We start from the raw sequence: 16,297 nt of genomic DNA on the forward strand, positions 1-16,297 counted from the left end.
ATATGTAAGCCCCAGATAGTAATGTCACTTTTGAGCTAGATTAAAATGTCCTCCTAAGCTTACCTATATTGGTCTGCTTAGGAATTATCCGGATGCTTATTACAATGGACGTTTGTGGCCGTCAAGTTAGCTTAAGCCCTCCTGATAGAGTTGGTATGAGCATTTATTTTTATGTAGCAAAGAACGAGTCCTATCAAAAACACGGTTTCTCGATTCAATGAACCAATCAATACCACCAATCAGGCAGTCAAAATAACCATTTTAAATCAATGATATAAAAGTAGTTGCAAGTTTCATCTATACTCCGTCGCTGTATTAAATCGGAGCCAAAATTTTGCAAACAAACAATGACCAAAAGCAAGCAATTATCTTATGCGCACTACTAATCATTGGATCTACTTTCTTTAATGTTGACCTAATGGTGGCGAGTACTGGTGAGCAAGTCATCTCCTTTGTTTCTGCGTTTATCACATACGTTGCCATTATTTGTTTGTTCTTACGATTCACTAATGTGGACGTTATCAGTTCTAATTATCGAATCTTGATCGGTGTTAGTTTTGTTGGCATGACGATCTTAGAGAATGTTTACCCGGTCATCCTGTACAGTGACCAAATATTTATTACTGAGTACTACGTTATCTTTTGCATCGAACTCGTTCTAAGTATCTACGTTACGAACGTCATAATTAATGTATCCAATATACTTGGCATGTTGGGAAGGCTCTCTCTACTCGATTCATTGCAGGCGAAGAGAAAAGTAAGACGAGATTCAAAAGCTGAAGCAACTCGGGTATATAAAAAGCTCTATCCAGTATTGGAGCTCCTTCTTGATCAAGGCTATAGTTTTGATTCACTGGAAGTTAAAGGTATTGTTAAAGTGTTAGGCGACTTGCCAGCATTGGGAAAGAAGCGAAAGAACTTCGCTAAATCTTATCTCAGAGATGAATTCACATTACGTAAGTTACCGCGTGATCCTTCACACTTAAAAGGGCAAACGCTGTGGCATTAATATCTTCAGATAAAACACTGACACCTAAATCAATTGTCCGTTAGCGCACTTCGGCATTGCATCAACAGACGTGTCAGACCAATCGACTTACGTCATCGCTAGATAAAGCGTTAAACACACTATCGCACTCTCATTGGTAAGGCCGTATGCCATCAATTTTTGGCCTTTCTGGGCTGTAGCTAGTTTCAGCCTCAAGAAGGAGTTGTTAAAACTTCCGAGCAATCCAACAAGTTACGTTGTATCTTCCTAAAAAGCTACAACTTGAAAGCTTAGCCTTTATGCAAAATAAACCACTTTAACAGGCTACTATTTCGTGTTTAAATTTTGATCTATCAAACAGTTATATGAATAAATTTGGTGATTAAGCAATCAAATGCTATGCATTCAATCCTTAAAAATAAATTAAAGTGTTAACATCAGGCAATTTTGTAAACTAGGTGTTTGATATGTTGCCTAAACTTTATAAGTTCAGATCGCTCCACGACAGAAACATACAATCTATTTCCGAGTGTTCGTTGTGGTTTGATTACGCTAAAACTTTTAATAACCCTTTTGAATCTAACCACGTATTCAACAAAGAGCTTCAACAAAACTTTAAGATCATGTGTTTCTCTCAGTCGAACGACCACCCAATACTATGGTCGCAGTATGGTGACAACTTTAAAGGCATGTGTATCGAGTATGATCTCAACTGCTATAACGGCTAGGCCAATCTCAACTGTTTTGAAGTCCAGTATGAAGACGAACCGAATATGTTCCGCCCGGCATCGCTAAGAGGTTTACAAACATCAAGACTGGGAGCTGAGATATTCAAAATTAAGCATTCTAATTGGCGTTATGAAAAGGAATACCGCTGGGTATTACCTGATGACGAGATGATCGGAAATAAACTCTACCTTAATAGAGAGTGCCTAAGCTCGGTGATTCTGTCAGAGCACGCTCCTGCCGACAGGAAATTGAAAGTTCTGATGACTTGCCAGCGCCTTGGTATCCCTGTTAAACACGCAATAGCAAAGCAAGAGTCGTTTACCTTCGAAGTGGTCAGTTAAGTAGAGTGTAATCCTACTGTTTAGCGCCAAAACAAGACATTCACATAAAGTTACAGCGCAACAAAAAAGAGAGCGACATTAATGAGACTCTCTCTTTTTATTACATGTTCACCGTAAGCTTTCCCAATCCTTTATCTTGCATCTGCTCAATCGTCGCGATAGACATTTGAACAGTTGAAAACCAATAAGGTCGGTGCTTAACGTTAAATAGTTCACTATTATCTAACGCCTCGAAAACAGAATATTTTCTACCTTGAGCCAAAGCTGCACCATAAACCGTTCGCTCAAGTACTGGAATGTCATTCACTTCCTCTAGAAGTGCCCTCTTGATGAACTGATTTCCAGGGCTCCAATCTATAAATTCAACGAGGTTTTTTAGTAGCTTAAGCTCTAGCTGCTCGACCATTGATTCAAGAAACTGTGTGTTTGGCATCACCTCAGTACAAGCATAATATTCGTCATGCTTGTCACTTGCTTCACGATAACCAAGCATCGTTTTTACCAATGCGTCTTCAAACGTTGAAGAAAAGTGGTTACAAATTAAAAACAAAGGCAGAACTCTCAACACACCAAGTAAAATGCCTACGTTAGGATCTTTAACCGACGTTTCTTGAAGTCGAATTCGAGTCGCATTTGACGTCACGACCAAGTGTTGCCAAACCTTAGGTGTGATGTGTTTAATGTTGCCATCATTCCACTTAATCAGCTGTTGACTCATTAACAATGGGAACAATAAACGACAATTTTCTATTCCTATTTGTCGTGCTGCAACTTTTGGATCGAGAATTACCTTAGATTTCTTTCCATATTTATCTGCAAACTCTTGATTGGAAACAAACTCGATTAAACTTGAGCTCAATGGCCTACTTTTCGCGGATATTTCATGGAGTTTGGAAAAGTTTAAAGATGGCGAATACGCAACACTAGCGAACTGATTGTAATCGGGTAAGTCTGAAAACAACGAACTTATTAAGGTACCTTGAAGCTTCTCAAGCATTAGCGCAGAAGCGGCATTGCTGACATCATCGATAACGTATCGTAAGGTTTGTTGCTTCGCGTCGACTTTTTCACGATGAGCATTGACTCTATCCTGCTCGCAGCGCAATAAAATACGTTGATTGTGAGATATGCGGTCAGATTCATCAAATATGACACTATCACAATACCTATTTTCCAAACTTAGTAACGTGTCTACTGTAGATTGTGCGAGCTTATATTCAGGTGAGATTAACCATCGATTAAAGCGAGCTTCAACATTGATTGAGACCTTCCTTGAGATCTCAACTACTTCAGGGGTATAACTTTTATTTGCTAACAACAACCGTGACTTTCCTTTGCCGTAAATGCTCTTGTATCGGCATATCCTGCCTTTATAACAAAACTAATATTAATAGAAATTAGAGATTGGTTCACGAAATTGTTTCAATAAAATTAAGGATATTTAGTTATAGTGCGTTGAGAGTGGCTAGTGTGTGATATGTAGCCGGATATACTTTTCTGGAAAGCTGTATTTGAACCTTTTCTTCGTCGGTAGGTGTTTTTTCGCCTGCTTGCAAACTTTACTATCTCCAGACGTTCTCACCTTTTTGATTCTTGCATAACCTTTAGAGTGCTTCATCTCAATCATCAGATCGCAATAACCCTCGAAATCAACATTACTCTTGTTGAGCCCTTTCATGACGGTGACTTTTATCTTTTTAGCTACAGGATTAACCAATGCATCGTCGGGAAAAGCGACTGGGGATAAAAAACATAATAGTAATACTAGATATCTCATACTGCTCTCTCTTTGTTGAGGGTGAGAACAGTATGCGGAGATTTAAGAGAAATGAAGGATTAACTTAGTATGAGGATTGACCAGCTAACGCGTAACTCTCAACGATTACGCTTTCTTTGAGCCTTTAGACTTAAAACCATTATGCGGGAACACGTTACGAATACGTTGCTGTACGTTTTTAGGAACATCTTTAGTGAACTTGAGATTGTAACCAGAACGTTTTGCATACACTTTTAGCTCGCCTTTAAAGATATTGTTATGACCAATCTCTTGAAGGTTGTGTTTAAAGCTCGGTGGAAGATGCCCTTTAACTTGTTCGATCGCCCCGTCGCTAAATTTAATTTTCAATACCGGTCGATCGACTGCTACTAACCAAAAAACTAATACCGCACCGATTAAGATTACGTACATCATAATGTCACCACTACTGTTGATGGTTATTTATCGTCAGAAAGGAGCTTGCTTAAGTCTTCTTTGAGGCTAGTCACCGTCTTGCTGGCCTGCTCACTACGAGACGCTTCGCTAACCAAATACTCGATGGCATCTGAGAGCGTACAACCTAGCTCGTTCGCACGTTGAGATAGCTTTTCCCATACACGGTAATCAAGGTCGATTGATTTCTTCTTTGTATGAACTTGTTCAGCATTGAAGTGGCGTTTTCGCTTAGCTCTGATCGCTTGTTTAAGCTTGTTATCGAGCTCAGGAGACATGTTGTTAGAGATCCACTCAAGAACACCCGTAGGCTGGTGTTCCAGCTTCAATAAGGCTTGAACAGCAACGTCAGCTTCACTTGAATCAATATGGCAAGTAATCGATTCACCTTCTTTCCACTTTTTGACCAGATAGTTCCATTTCCAACCACATTCCAAGTTTTCAAGTTGCTGATATTTCATGTCTAATCTCGAGAGTTAATCCTAGTGACAGCGTAACCCAGAATGGGTTATTTCACAATTATTGTCTTGAAAGAATAGACCAAGATCATACTTATATTAGCTTAGTGATTAGTAACTACCACATAGAGCTACAAGCGAGATCGGTTTTTCTATATACTCCCTACCTCATTATCATAATCAGAAACTTAAATGACTCAAGTAGATTGGCGACATGTTACGCCTCAGTACGACGAATATAGCGCTCAATTAGAGCAATTCCCTGACATCTCGCCTTTCCCGTTTTCAGATATTCAACATAGATTCAAAGATGCGCTAACCCGCTTTGTTCGCTTGTCTAACCTTTCGCGCGTTTTACTGGTAAATGCTCCGGACAATTCAATCTATCGTCAAATGATTGTTGAATCTCTAGTCACTGCTTTAGATGATCACACTCTGCCGGTTATCAAAACTGAGTCTTTAAATGCTGCCTCTCTATTTGACCAAGTTCAATCGAAAGACGGTAAGGTTATTGCGACAAAACCTGGCCTACTGGCTAGAGCAAACAACGGTTATCTGATCGTTTCAGCAAACCTGATCTTGGCAAACCCAGGAAGCTGGTTACTGCTTAAATCTGCGCTGCTTGGTGAAGCTGTAGAGCCTATCAGCAGTAACCCTGAACACTTGAATCAGTCGCCAACCTTACCTCTTACTTACAATATTAAGTTAATTGTAGTTGGAGACAGAGCTCAACTAGGTGACCTTGATTACCTAGACAGCGATATTCAAACCGGTTTTTGCCTATTCAGCGAAATTGAACAGGACATTAAGCTCTCAGAAGACACTCTGACTCAATATCTTGGTTACCTTAAGTGGCTTCAACAACGCTATGAATTACCAAACATCACGCAACAAGCGTTGACTGGCATTCTTACTGCCGGAGCAAGAGAAACCGAAGATCAAAGCTATATCCCACTGTGCCCTATTTGGCACAACGCGTTATTGAACGAAGCTTTGATTGAAGCCGACAATGGTGAGATTGATATTCACCATATCCAGCAAGCTCAACAGCACAAATACAACCGTGAATCTTATCTACCAGAACGCGCCCTTGATGATATTCGTGATGGCCAAGTCATTATCGAAACTGAAGGTGAACAAGTTGGTCAAGTTAATGGATTGACGGTCATCGATGTACCGGGACACCCAATATCGTATGGTGAACCTGCACGAATTTCCTGTGTTATTCACTTTGGTGATGGTGATATTGCCGATGTTGAGCGCAAAGCCGAGCTGGGTGGTAATCTTCATGCTAAAGGCATGATGATCATGCAAGCATTTGTGAGCAGCGCACTAAACCTTGAAGATCCATTACCATACGCAGCTTCCGTAGTATTTGAGCAGTCTTACTGCGAAGTAGATGGCGATAGTGCTTCTCTTGCGGAGTTGTGTTCTCTGGTTAGTGCTTTGTCTGAATACCCTATCAATCAACAAATTGCGGTTACAGGTGCAGTTGACCAATTTGGACGTGTGCAAGCTGTTGGCGGGCTAAACGAGAAAATCGAAGGCTTCTACCATGTGTGTAAGCACAACGGCTTAACAGGCGAACAAGGTGTGATCCTTCCAAGATCGAACTTAAGGCATCTTGCACTAAAGCCTGACCTTATTGAAAGCATTAAGAATGAAGAATTCCATATTTGGTCTGTGTCTAATGTAGACGAAGCAATTCCTCTCATTATGAACAAACCATTTAGAGACGATGAACAAGAAAGCGTTCTGAGTAAAATCGCGGAACGTATTGAAAACTTTGAAAGACATGAGCACCCTATTGGAATCGTTGGACGCATTAAAAACTGGTTTGTCTAGTACTGATCGGACTTGTTTAGCGTACACCTGTTCACTAATATGCACCTATCAAAAATCGGAGTAATTGATAATGCAAAACAAACGTGATTCTTACACTCGCGAAGAGCTTCTAGCATCAAGCCAAGGCGAACTATGGCCACAAGGCCCTCAACTACCAGCACCGAACATGCTAATGATGGATCGCATCACTAAGATGTCTGAAACTGAAGGTGATTACGGTAAAGGTTTAGTTCTTGCTGAGCTGGATATTACTCCTGACCTATGGTTCTTCGATTGTCACTTCCCAGGTGACCCTGTAATGCCTGGTTGTCTAGGCCTTGACGCAATGTGGCAGCTGGTTGGTTTCTACCTTGGTTGGGTTGGCGGCGAAGGTAAAGGTCGTGCTCTAGGGGTTGGCGAAGTGAAATTCACTGGTCAAATTCTGCCTACAGCGAAAAAAGTAACTTACGAGATCCACATGAAGCGTGTTGTTAACCGTCGTCTAGTTATGGGCCTTGCGGATGGTCGCGTACTTGTTGATGGTAAAGAGATCTACGTTGCTAAAGATTTGAAAGTTGGCCTTTTCCAAGATACGTCAGCATTCTAATCTAATAGTTAGATTTTTAGTAAAGCAGCCCATGGCTGCTTTATTTTCGTTCCAATAAATTTAGTTATAGTGCATTAAAGTATCCCGTATTAAGCTTGAAACAGGATAAATCCACCAGCGATACGCTTATGATAGCGAAACTATAATACTTTATAGCTCTGGGGAGCTTATCACTCGTCTGAAACTAACAAGGCTCCAGCCGTTGTAATCAACAGACAATGGAGCCCTGACCTTGAATTCTTTACGCCCTATCTACTTATAGAGACCTGATTGCTTGTCATCTTTGGCGTCACGCCATCCACCTAACCAATAAGACCGAGAATCCATTTGGCTATATGGGCAAGCTTCTTGCGACCGTCCATTTAAACCAGCCTTGTAGCCTTGAGATTGTGCTCGTTCTAGTCGATCACGCTTTTGTCTCTTCATAGTGCAGTCCTCATACGGGTGTTCCATTTACTAACATACAATGATTACAACTTTACGGAGTTTTTGTGACTCCAACTTTAAGAATCGGTCAAATTTTCACTTTTCTCAAGGCGAAAAAAAGCCCGAGTTCAGAATTGTGAACTCGGGCTCAAGAGATAAAATTATTTAAATTTTCTGCGGAACCCTAATAGACCAAGCACAGTCAAAGTTAACCAACCTAGGCTACCACCTTGGCGCTCAACTTTCTCGGTGTCGGTGCTACGAGTTACTACGCTATCAATGTCAGAGCCAGTGTCATACCTTGCTCCCTTGATTGGGATAAGCTTAACAGCTACAACCTTTTCGACTGCGTTAGATGAGGCACCACCACAGTATGAGTTGTGTGATGTTGTGTCATAAGGCTTATCATTACCGTCGACTGTACATTTGATAGCCGTTGCTGAAATCACGCCAGCATCATTGATATCCGTCGCATCAATGATTCTAAATTGGTTATTGTGACTAGACGCATCACCATCATTTGTTAAGTCATCTAACCACCATGCTTTACCACCAAAAATATCAACACGGCGTTCATCAGTTGAAGACGGGAGATCGTAAGGGTAAATAAAGCCTCTATGTCTTCTTTCGCTGCCATCGACTTCACGCGTCGTTTCCGCATCGATCTGGCCAACAAGTTCATTGTAATTATTTACCGCTTTAGCTTCACCGCTTGAGCCACTGAAGAAGATACCGCCAGACAAATACGTTGCTGTTGGGTTTTTAGCATCCGTTACAATAAAAGGCTTATTACCGGCACTACCATTTTCAGGAACATAACCGTTACGTTTTGAATATCCAACTGCAAACAAGTTGTCGTTAATATCGGTTGCTACTGAGTTACTGTATCTAGCATCATCGTTAGATGAACCAGACTTAACCTCTGCACCGCTAATTTGTGTAGTTGTCCACGTTGCCGTAGCGAGATCGAGTGAAGTACTCACAAAGACACTTGCATTCATATCTTGTAGATCGCCGTTTCCATCAGCAGTATTATAGCCTACACCATAAAAAAGAGAGTCCGATTCAACAATTGAACGCATGCTGCCTTGGGCAAAATAATCGCCCTGTTGAGCGTTACCAGATCTAATCCAGTCGATCTCTTTCGTTATTGTGCCATCCCAAATAGCCGCCTTTGAACTAAACGTTGTATCTGACGTATCCGTTTTAGCTCCTTCCGTAGATACACTACCTACATTGTAAACTTTGTCGTTACTTGCTTTGATAGCGTGCCATGCACGAGTTTCCGAAGTGCCTGTTGGCCCATTTGGTGTAGTTGTGAACATCGCGTTATTACGAATACCACCTTCAGATTTAACCCCCAAAGGCTCAACTTCATCGGCATCGTTTATATAAAGCGAGTTAATTACCGTATTGCGGCTATCAAAGGTTTCGCCACCTTCAACAAAGGCTTTCGCATTGACATGAGTAAGGTCATTTCTTTCCTTACTCCAAGTGTCATTCCAACGGTTTTCAGCCCAACTTTCACATGTAGAATATCTCAGCTCTCGATAACAATAGTTTTCGAAATCATCACGCTCTTGAATGTACTGAAATGGTGCATCCATTGCGAATGGTACTTCTTCACGATAACTTACCGCTTCAAGCGTATCGCGAGTCTCACCAGCAAGTTTAAATGCACTATCGGTACAGTTGGTTGCAGCTGAATCGAAGCAACCTAACGCAAGCTCATTCGTTCCGTCTGTCGCAACACCAGGTTGAATCGCCACACCATAGATTTCAGAGGCACCTGTAATTGAAGGAGTGACTTCAACGACCTTGTAAAGCGCAGCATTGGCATTAGTTGCAGCAAAAACTAATGCTGCAACTGTTGTTAATTTAAATTTAGTACAAGTCATTATTACTTCTTAACTTTCCTGTTGTAGTGCCTCGAGCTCTTCCCAGCGCTCAAAAGCAACTTCAAGCTCCTGCTCTGCTGCAGATAGCTTATCTAATACTGGTTGTGTCTGCTCTACAGATTTTGAAAAGAAGCTTGGATCGTTGACTTCTTCCTGAAGAGTTTCAATTTGAGTTTCCAATTCTTCTAAACGCATTGGTAGCGCTTCTAGTTCTCGTTGTAGCTTATACGATAACTTCTTAGGTTTAGCCTTAACTGGCGCAGTTTTGGGAGTTTCCTCAACTACTTTCTCAGGCTTTGATGGCTTTTCAACCTGTCGGTACTCTAATGCTTGCTTTCTTTGCTGCTGAGCATCGTGGTAACCACCAACAAATTCTTCAATAACGCCATTACCCTCAAAGATCCAACTTGTCATCACTGTGTTATCAACAAACTGACGATCGTGACTCACTAAAAGCAGCGTACCCTGATAGTTGGCAAGCAAATCTTCTAAAAGTTCCAAAGTTTCGATATCTAGATCGTTGGTTGGCTCATCGAGAATCAACAAGTTGTTCGACTTAAGGAAAATACGCGCCAATAACAGACGGTTTTTCTCACCACCAGATAGTGCTTTAACAGGAGTGCGAGCACGTTTTGGAGAGAATAAGAAATCTTGTAAGTAGCTTAGAGCATGACGCTCACGGCCACCTACGGTCACTTCTTGCTTACCATCCGCGAGGTTATCAATTACAGACTTCTCAGGGTCTAGAATTTCGCGGTATTGGTCAAAGTAAGCGACTTCAAGCTTAGTACCACAATGCAAACGACCTGAATCAGGCTTAAGCTGGTCAAGAAGCAGCTTAAGTACCGTACTCTTACCACAACCGTTAGGACCAATCAGAGCGATACGATCGCCACGCATGATGTTGAAGCTGAAGTCCTTAACAATTTCTTTGCCTTCAAAGCCAAAGTTAAGATTCTCAGCTTCAAATACAATCTTGCCTGAACGCTGGCCATCGTCGATTTGGATAATCGCTTTGCCCTGCACTTCACGACGGTTCAAACGTTCTTCACGTAGCTTCTTAAGCGCACGAACACGGCCTTCGTTACGAGTACGACGAGCTTTGATGCCCTGACGAATCCAAACTTCCTCTTGAGCAAGCTTCTTATCGAATTCAGCGTTTTGCATTTCTTCAACACGAAGCGCCTCTTCTTTCTCAACAAGGTAATTTTCGTAATCGCCCGGGAAAGAGCTCAATTTACCGCGATCAAGATCGACAATACGTGTTGCCATCGATTTAATGAACGCACGGTCATGCGAGATAAAGATGATTGAACCGCGGAAGTCTTTCAGGAAGCCCTCTAACCATTCAATGGTTGCAACATCCAAGTGGTTAGTCGGTTCGTCGAGTAGAAGCACGTCAGGGTCACATACAAGCGCACGAGCAAGTGCCGCTTTACGTTGCCAACCACCAGACAAATCTGTCAGTTTGGTTTCAGCAGTCAGCTTAAGTGCTGCCAATACGTTACTTACACGATCTTCAAAACGCCATGCATTAGCATGATCCAGTTGTTCTTGAACGCGAGTAAGGCGGTTTAGATTCTTTTCACTTGGGTCTGTCGCGATGAGATCCAGAAGATCATGATAGATCTTCAGCTGTTCGCCGATTTCAGCAAGGCCACCAGCAACATAGTCATAAACTGTACCTTGTTCATTACGCGGTGGATCTTGTTCTAGACGAGACACAACCACATCTTGCGTGATTTGCATCTTACCGTCGTCCATGATGATGTTTCCAGATAGGATTTTCATCAATGTCGACTTACCAGCGCCATTGCGCCCTACTAAACATACACGTTCGTTTTCTTGCAGCACGAAGTCCGCACGATCTAATAATGGGTGATCACCAAACGCTAATTGCCCATTATGAATTGTAAGTAATGCCATTCTTCTTTAACCAATCATTAAGTTCTAACAAGCCAAATGGCCAGTTAAGCTCTGAGCTTTGAGAAAGGTCAGAGCTTTCAAATTTGAGCACCGGAATAGTGACCCCGTAACGGGAAAAGAGCTCATCATCAAATGCAATGTCAACAACGTTGACGTGATGGCTAATGTTTAACTGTTCCGTGAGTTGGAATGCCATCTCACATAGATGGCACCCTTCTGTACTGTAGAGAGTCAGCACTATATATCCTTATACGATCTCTTAACTACTTATGTGTAATCAACCAGCAGTTATGAATGTGCTTATTGCGAGAGAAGTCCAATGGAAGTGTCTTCGCTGAGATATTCTGAGCCTTAAGACCTAACTCATCTAGAGCTTCCAAGTCCATTTTGAAGTGACGCTTGTTGTTAGAGAACACAATCGTGCCTTCTTCACGAAGAAGACGTTTAAGGTTTTCCATCAGCTGAATGTGATCACGTTGAACATCGAAAGATTGATCCATACGCTTTGAGTTAGAGAACGTAGGTGGATCGATAAAGATCAGATCATAAGAACCCTGCTCTTTAGCTAGCCATTGTAGACAGTCAGCTTGAACAAACTGATGTTGACGACCAACACGACCGTTAAGCTCCATGTTCTCTTTCGCCCACTCTAGGTAGGTATTAGACATATCAACAGTAGTTGTAGAACGAGCACCACCCACAGCAGCATGAACAGATGCACTTCCTGTATAAGCAAACAAGTTTAGGAAATCCTTACCTGCGGCCATCTCACCGATACGACGACGAGTGATCTTATGATCTAGGAACAACCCGGTATCTAGGTAATCATGAAGATTAACAATCAGCTTAACGCCATACTCGTTCACTTCTAAGTTCGATGAGTCTTGAGCCAATTTCTGGTATTGAGAACGGCCTTTCTGTTTCTGACGAACTTTAAGCACAACGTTGTTTGCTTCTACGCCTGTTACTTGAATAGAAGCACGGATGATATCGGTTAAGCGACGTTTAGCCTTCTCTTCCGGTACATCTTTAGGCGCTGCGTATTCTTGAATCACAAGATGACCTGGGTATACATCAATCGCTACATTGTATTCTGGTAAGTCCGCATCGTAGATACGGTAGCAATCTAATTGCTCTTTCTTAGCCCACTTGCCAATTTTACCGATGTTCTTTTTAAGACGGTTCGCGAAGTCAGGAGCAATTAACTGTTCTTGCTCGCCCGTTGGACGTTCTGACATCGGACGATCTGAAATTGAGTAGTTCTTTTGGTGACACGGTAACGCACCGTTATTCAATTTGAACTGTTTGTCTGCACGCATGCGTAAGCAGCTCAGTAGTTCGTCTGAACTAGAGAAGATAGATGCGTTACAGCCGCCAAATTCAGCTTTAAGCTGCGCGCCAAATGCTGTGTAAAGAGCAATAAGACCCGGCTCTGTACCTAAACGCTCACCATAAGGTGGGTTAGAAACAATCACACCATCAGTAAACTCGGTAGGACGCTTAAGTTTTGCAGCATCACCTACTTCGAATTCAATCAACTCTTCAACACCAGCACGACGAGCATTGTCACGCGCTGTTTTGATCATGCGTTCGTCATTGTCATAGCCATAGAACTTACATTCTACTTTCTTAACGCCACGACGGCCTTGGACGTTCGCTTCTGCTTTAACTTCAGCCCAAAGCTCAGGCTCGAAATCTTCTAGTGATTCAAAACACCACTTCTGACGTTTAACACCCGGTGCTAGGTTTGCAGCCATCATTGCAGCTTCAATCACTAACGTACCTGAACCACACATAGGATCTAAGAAAGGTTTCGTTGCATCCCAACCACTACGAAGAAGGATTGCAGCAGCTAGTGTTTCACGCAGCGGAGCACGACCTGATTCTGGACGGTAGCCACGTTGGTGAAGACCGCTACCCACCATATCAACACCAAGAATCGCTTTATCACGGTGTAGACGAACGTGAATACGAACATCTGGGTTCTCTTTGCTGATAGAAGGACGAGGCAAAGACTTCTTCTCGAAGCAATCGACAACCGCATCTTTTACTTTCATCGCACCGTATTGGCTATTACGGATTTCGTTGTTCGTACCATTGAAGTCAACAACAAAACGCTTAGAGCTATGGAATTGATTTACCCAGTTAACCGCAGTGGTTGATAGGTACAAATCCATGTCGTCCATACAAGTGAATTCAGAAAGGACACGTACAAATCGAGAAGCCAAACGGCTCCACAAACAACAACGATAAATTTGCTCATTGGTGGCTTTGAATTTAACACCTGCTTGAACAGGTTTTGCGTTTGTAATCCCTAGTTGGGTTAGTTCTTCAACTAATAAATTCTCAAGGCCATTTGAGGTAACCGCTAGATATTGATTCATAGTGCTCTTTTATTGATAAAAATGAGCTCGATTATACCTGAATTTGTTACTAGAGCATCACACTAAACTCGTCTTTTCATTGAATCTTTCTTCTAACTGGCTAGCAAACACACAGTGTTGAAGCGATCGCTTACCCACATCCCCTTAGAACATAAGACTTATCAAACCAACACGATTCATGAGCAAATCCCCGTTAAAGCGACAATGTGAATTTATATTCACCCTAAAATTGGTATATACCAAATGAAGTTTGCAGGTGAAAGTTAGCTACAAAAGGACAAAAACAGGGAATAAAGATGGGTAAATTACACTTCTGGCGATAAAAACAGGCAGAAATTAAGGCGAAAAAATAGTCGTAAGTTCACTATTTAAATGGTTAAGCAGTGATGTATTTATCAGGATGAGGTTTTTTAGGCACAAAAAAATCGGCTAATGAGCCGATTTTGGGGAAGATTTGACAGGTTGATGCGTTGCGATGTGTTTGAGAAATGATGGACTAGATTGAAGGCTAACCGACCATCGCAATGTGCGTTTGATGAAGAATAGCGTTCGCGTCTATCATTCTATCGTGCATGACCTTAATCGAGTCGCCAAAGCGTAACCCTTTTGAAGGTGTAAGCAGAAACTCTTCTAGGTCGACAAATGCACATAGGCTCGCACACTCTCCCACTTCTAATACAATGAAATACCCTAAGCTATGCTCGTTATTCATTTGTACGATATCCCCTTCTTGAGGGTATTCGTGGCCAGCGCCCTGTGAGTCGAAGAACCAACTCTTAGGCTGTACAGGCTTGTGGAAGCGCTTTGCTGCCACGCAATAAAGCGCGAGTTCAGCTTGGCGAGGCTCAGACAGTTCTAAGCCAGAAATTTGTTCTTTGAAGGTTTGGTATGAAGATGCGTCATCAACGGTGAATTCATTATCTCTAAACGCGCAGTCCACCAGCTTATTTCGGACCAGATTCGTTTTGAAAATCATATCCTCTCCGAGGTTTAGCATTAATGAACATTGCTGCTCATCGTAATACCAACTCCATGTATCGCTAGGTTTAAGCATCATTTCGTCTCACACTGTTGAACCATTCCATTAGGTAAAACGCAAAATTACCTTCAATTACAGTAATTTTACTGAGCACTAGGCAAAAAAAAAGAGGAAATGAATTCCTCTTTCTTATCGCTTTTCTCTACAACTCAGTGAGTTACAGTGTCTCTTTTAGTAAGACGATGCCAGATTGTCGCTTTTCAAAAATAAAAGCAATTTTCAGCTTATAGATTTTTAACGATGTCGCCAACTAGGCCTGGGCCTTTGTAGATGAAACCAGAGTAAACCTGTACAAGCTTCGCGCCCGCCATCATTTTCTCTTTTGCAGCAACATACGAGTCAACACCACCTACTCCAATGATCGGCAGTTTGTCACCCAGCTCTTCGTGAAGTTTACGAACTACTTCAGTACTACGAGATTGAACAGGACGTCCACTTAGGCCACCCGCTTCATCACAATGTTTCATACCTTCAACGATTGAACGATCCAATGTTGTGTTTGTTGCGATCACACCATCGATCTTATTTTTGATCAATGATTCACAAATTTGGCGAATTTCGTCGTCGCTTAGATCCGGAGCAATCTTAAGAGCAAGAGGAACATATTTACCATGCTTCTCTTCCAGTTCAGATTGTTTCGTTTTAAGTTCAGACAATAGATCGTCTAGAGCTTCGCCGTATTGTAGAGAACGAAGTCCTGGAGTGTTTGGTGAAGAGATGTTCACAGCAATGTAACCAGCGTATTGATATACCTTCTCCATACAGATCAAGTAATCTTCAGCGCCCTTTTCAATTGGTGTGTCTTTATTCTTACCAATGTTAATGCCTAAGATGCCATCGTAGTTCGACTTCTTAACATTCTCAACAAGGTTGTCGACGCCTAGGTTGTTAAAACCCATGCGGTTGATGATACCTTCAGCTTCAACAAGACGGAATAAACGAGGTTTGTCGTTACCCGCTTGCGGACGCGGAGTCACTGTTCCTACTTCTACGAAACCAAAACCCATTGCGCCAAATGCATCAATACATTCGCCGTTTTTATCTAGGCCAGCAGCAAGGCCAACTGGGTTTTTAAAAGTAAGACCCATGCACTCTACAGGTCGGTGAGGTAATTGTTGGCGATACAAAAGATCAATAGGTGTGCCTGTGAAGCGCTTGAAATTTTGAATTGCAAGATCATGTGCCTTTTCGGCATCAAGTTGGAAAAAGCCAGTTCTGGCTAGACGGTAAAGCATTGTGCCTCCGATAGAAAAAAGCCCCGTGTAAACGGGGCGCTATTATTTACTTATTTACCCAACTATTCAATCTATTACTGTCTGTAAGGGTAAGATAATCAAGTTTGCTAACGAATGAGGTTCATTATTAAGCAAACGTTATCGTTTCTTCAAGTTATTAAGCCATTTCTAATCTCAACCTTAGTACAGCCATCAGGTCACTTAACAACAAACAACGTTTGCGTCGAAGTTTG

General features: G+C 41.9%; 14 protein-coding genes and 1 pseudogene. 4 read left to right on the forward strand and 11 right to left on the reverse strand.

Annotated elements, in window-relative coordinates; translation table 11 throughout:
* Positions 1-334: 334 nt before the first annotated feature.
* Positions 335-1,009 carry a hypothetical protein gene (locus AB4585_RS15870; RefSeq protein WP_108100428.1) on the forward strand — a complete coding sequence of 225 codons (675 nt, stop codon included), beginning with the start codon at positions 335-337 and terminating at the stop codon, positions 1,007-1,009.
* Between the two features lie 446 nt (positions 1,010-1,455).
* Positions 1,456-2,058, forward strand: a pseudogene (locus AB4585_RS15875) (DUF2971 domain-containing protein).
* Between the two features lie 100 nt (positions 2,059-2,158).
* Here AB4585_RS15875 and AB4585_RS15880 read toward each other — a convergent pair.
* The 4 genes from AB4585_RS15880 to matP all read right to left on the reverse strand — a co-directional run bounded on the left by AB4585_RS15880 (position 2,159) and on the right by matP (position 4,728).
* A complete protein-coding gene (locus AB4585_RS15880; protein WP_017066879.1) occupies positions 2,159-3,379 on the reverse strand; it encodes a hypothetical protein in 1,221 nt (406 codons plus the stop codon).
* A gap of 144 nt (positions 3,380-3,523) precedes the next feature.
* Positions 3,524-3,835, reverse strand: a complete 312-nt coding sequence (locus AB4585_RS15885; RefSeq protein ID WP_017059671.1) for a hypothetical protein — start codon at positions 3,833-3,835, stop codon at positions 3,524-3,526.
* A 105-nt stretch (positions 3,836-3,940) separates the two neighbouring features.
* A complete protein-coding gene (locus tag AB4585_RS15890) occupies positions 3,941-4,249 on the reverse strand; it encodes a DUF3634 family protein (RefSeq protein WP_372126218.1) in 309 nt (102 codons plus the stop codon).
* A 23-nt stretch (positions 4,250-4,272) separates the two neighbouring features.
* Positions 4,273-4,728 carry a macrodomain Ter protein MatP gene (matP, locus tag AB4585_RS15895; RefSeq protein WP_010440786.1) on the reverse strand — a complete coding sequence of 152 codons (456 nt, stop codon included), beginning with the start codon at positions 4,726-4,728 and terminating at the stop codon, positions 4,273-4,275.
* A gap of 189 nt (positions 4,729-4,917) precedes the next feature.
* Between matP and AB4585_RS15900 the strand changes: the two genes are divergently transcribed.
* Positions 4,918-6,570, forward strand: coding sequence for a Lon protease family protein (locus AB4585_RS15900; protein WP_017066880.1), 1,653 nt, complete (start codon positions 4,918-4,920; stop codon positions 6,568-6,570).
* A gap of 70 nt (positions 6,571-6,640) precedes the next feature.
* Entirely contained in the window at positions 6,641-7,156 is a 516-nt protein-coding gene (gene fabA / locus AB4585_RS15905) for a bifunctional 3-hydroxydecanoyl-ACP dehydratase/trans-2-decenoyl-ACP isomerase (RefSeq protein ID WP_017059675.1), read from the forward strand.
* A 252-nt stretch (positions 7,157-7,408) separates the two neighbouring features.
* Here the strand turns inward: fabA and rmf are convergent, their stop codons facing one another.
* From rmf to pyrD, 7 genes are all read right to left on the reverse strand, one after another.
* Complete coding sequence (gene rmf / locus AB4585_RS15910) at positions 7,409-7,582, reverse strand: ribosome modulation factor (protein WP_017059676.1); 174 nt, start codon at positions 7,580-7,582, stop codon at positions 7,409-7,411.
* Positions 7,583-7,743: 161 nt separating this feature from the next.
* Complete coding sequence (locus AB4585_RS15915) at positions 7,744-9,480, reverse strand: DUF3466 family protein (RefSeq protein ID WP_372082593.1); 1,737 nt, start codon at positions 9,478-9,480, stop codon at positions 7,744-7,746.
* A gap of 9 nt (positions 9,481-9,489) precedes the next feature.
* Positions 9,490-11,406, reverse strand: a complete 1,917-nt coding sequence (locus tag AB4585_RS15920) for an ABC transporter ATP-binding protein (RefSeq protein WP_017068914.1) — start codon at positions 11,404-11,406, stop codon at positions 9,490-9,492.
* The gene (locus tag AB4585_RS15925) at positions 11,384-11,644 is read right to left on the reverse strand and encodes a glutaredoxin family protein (RefSeq protein ID WP_019823251.1); all 261 of its coding nucleotides are present in this window, start codon (positions 11,642-11,644) and stop codon (positions 11,384-11,386) included. The genes AB4585_RS15920 and AB4585_RS15925 overlap by 23 nt, the downstream gene beginning before the upstream one ends.
* Positions 11,645-11,669: 25 nt before the next feature.
* Positions 11,670-13,790: a bifunctional 23S rRNA (guanine(2069)-N(7))-methyltransferase RlmK/23S rRNA (guanine(2445)-N(2))-methyltransferase RlmL gene (rlmKL, locus tag AB4585_RS15930; RefSeq protein WP_372138239.1), complete on the reverse strand. Its 2,121-nt coding sequence runs from the start codon at positions 13,788-13,790 to the stop codon at positions 11,670-11,672.
* 508 nt (positions 13,791-14,298) lie between these two features.
* On the reverse strand, positions 14,299-14,847 hold the full coding sequence (locus tag AB4585_RS15935) for a cell division protein ZapC (RefSeq protein WP_017059680.1): 549 nt from the start codon (positions 14,845-14,847) through the stop codon (positions 14,299-14,301).
* A 206-nt stretch (positions 14,848-15,053) separates the two neighbouring features.
* Positions 15,054-16,064: a quinone-dependent dihydroorotate dehydrogenase gene (pyrD, locus tag AB4585_RS15940; RefSeq protein WP_017063847.1), complete on the reverse strand. Its 1,011-nt coding sequence runs from the start codon at positions 16,062-16,064 to the stop codon at positions 15,054-15,056.
* Between the last annotated feature and the right edge of the window lie 233 nt (positions 16,065-16,297).

Origin of the sequence: Vibrio sp. 10N.222.49.C9, assembly GCF_041474985.1 — a bacterium.
Classification (GTDB): domain Bacteria; phylum Pseudomonadota; class Gammaproteobacteria; order Enterobacterales; family Vibrionaceae; genus Vibrio; species Vibrio crassostreae_C.

Excerpts from the sequence above, each read along its gene's own strand:
- AB4585_RS15885 (WP_017059671.1), bottom strand. The coding sequence starts at position 3,835 with ATGAGATATCTAGTATTACTATTATGTTTTTTATCCCCAGTCGCTTTT.
- AB4585_RS15890 (WP_372126218.1), bottom strand. The coding sequence starts at position 4,249 with ATGATGTACGTAATCTTAATCGGTGCGGTATTAGTTTTTTGGTTAGTA.
- matP (WP_010440786.1), bottom strand. The coding sequence starts at position 4,728 with ATGAAATATCAGCAACTTGAAAACTTGGAATGTGGTTGGAAATGGAAC.
- AB4585_RS15900 (WP_017066880.1), top strand. The coding sequence starts at position 4,918 with ATGACTCAAGTAGATTGGCGACATGTTACGCCTCAGTACGACGAATAT.
- fabA (WP_017059675.1), top strand. The coding sequence starts at position 6,641 with ATGCAAAACAAACGTGATTCTTACACTCGCGAAGAGCTTCTAGCATCA.
- rmf (WP_017059676.1), bottom strand. The coding sequence starts at position 7,582 with ATGAAGAGACAAAAGCGTGATCGACTAGAACGAGCACAATCTCAAGGC.
- AB4585_RS15915 (WP_372082593.1), bottom strand. The coding sequence starts at position 9,480 with ATGACTTGTACTAAATTTAAATTAACAACAGTTGCAGCATTAGTTTTT.
- AB4585_RS15920 (WP_017068914.1), bottom strand. The coding sequence starts at position 11,406 with ATGGCATTACTTACAATTCATAATGGGCAATTAGCGTTTGGTGATCAC.
- rlmKL (WP_372138239.1), bottom strand. The coding sequence starts at position 13,790 with ATGAATCAATATCTAGCGGTTACCTCAAATGGCCTTGAGAATTTATTA.
- AB4585_RS15935 (WP_017059680.1), bottom strand. The coding sequence starts at position 14,847 with ATGATGCTTAAACCTAGCGATACATGGAGTTGGTATTACGATGAGCAG.
- pyrD (WP_017063847.1), bottom strand. The coding sequence starts at position 16,064 with ATGCTTTACCGTCTAGCCAGAACTGGCTTTTTCCAACTTGATGCCGAA.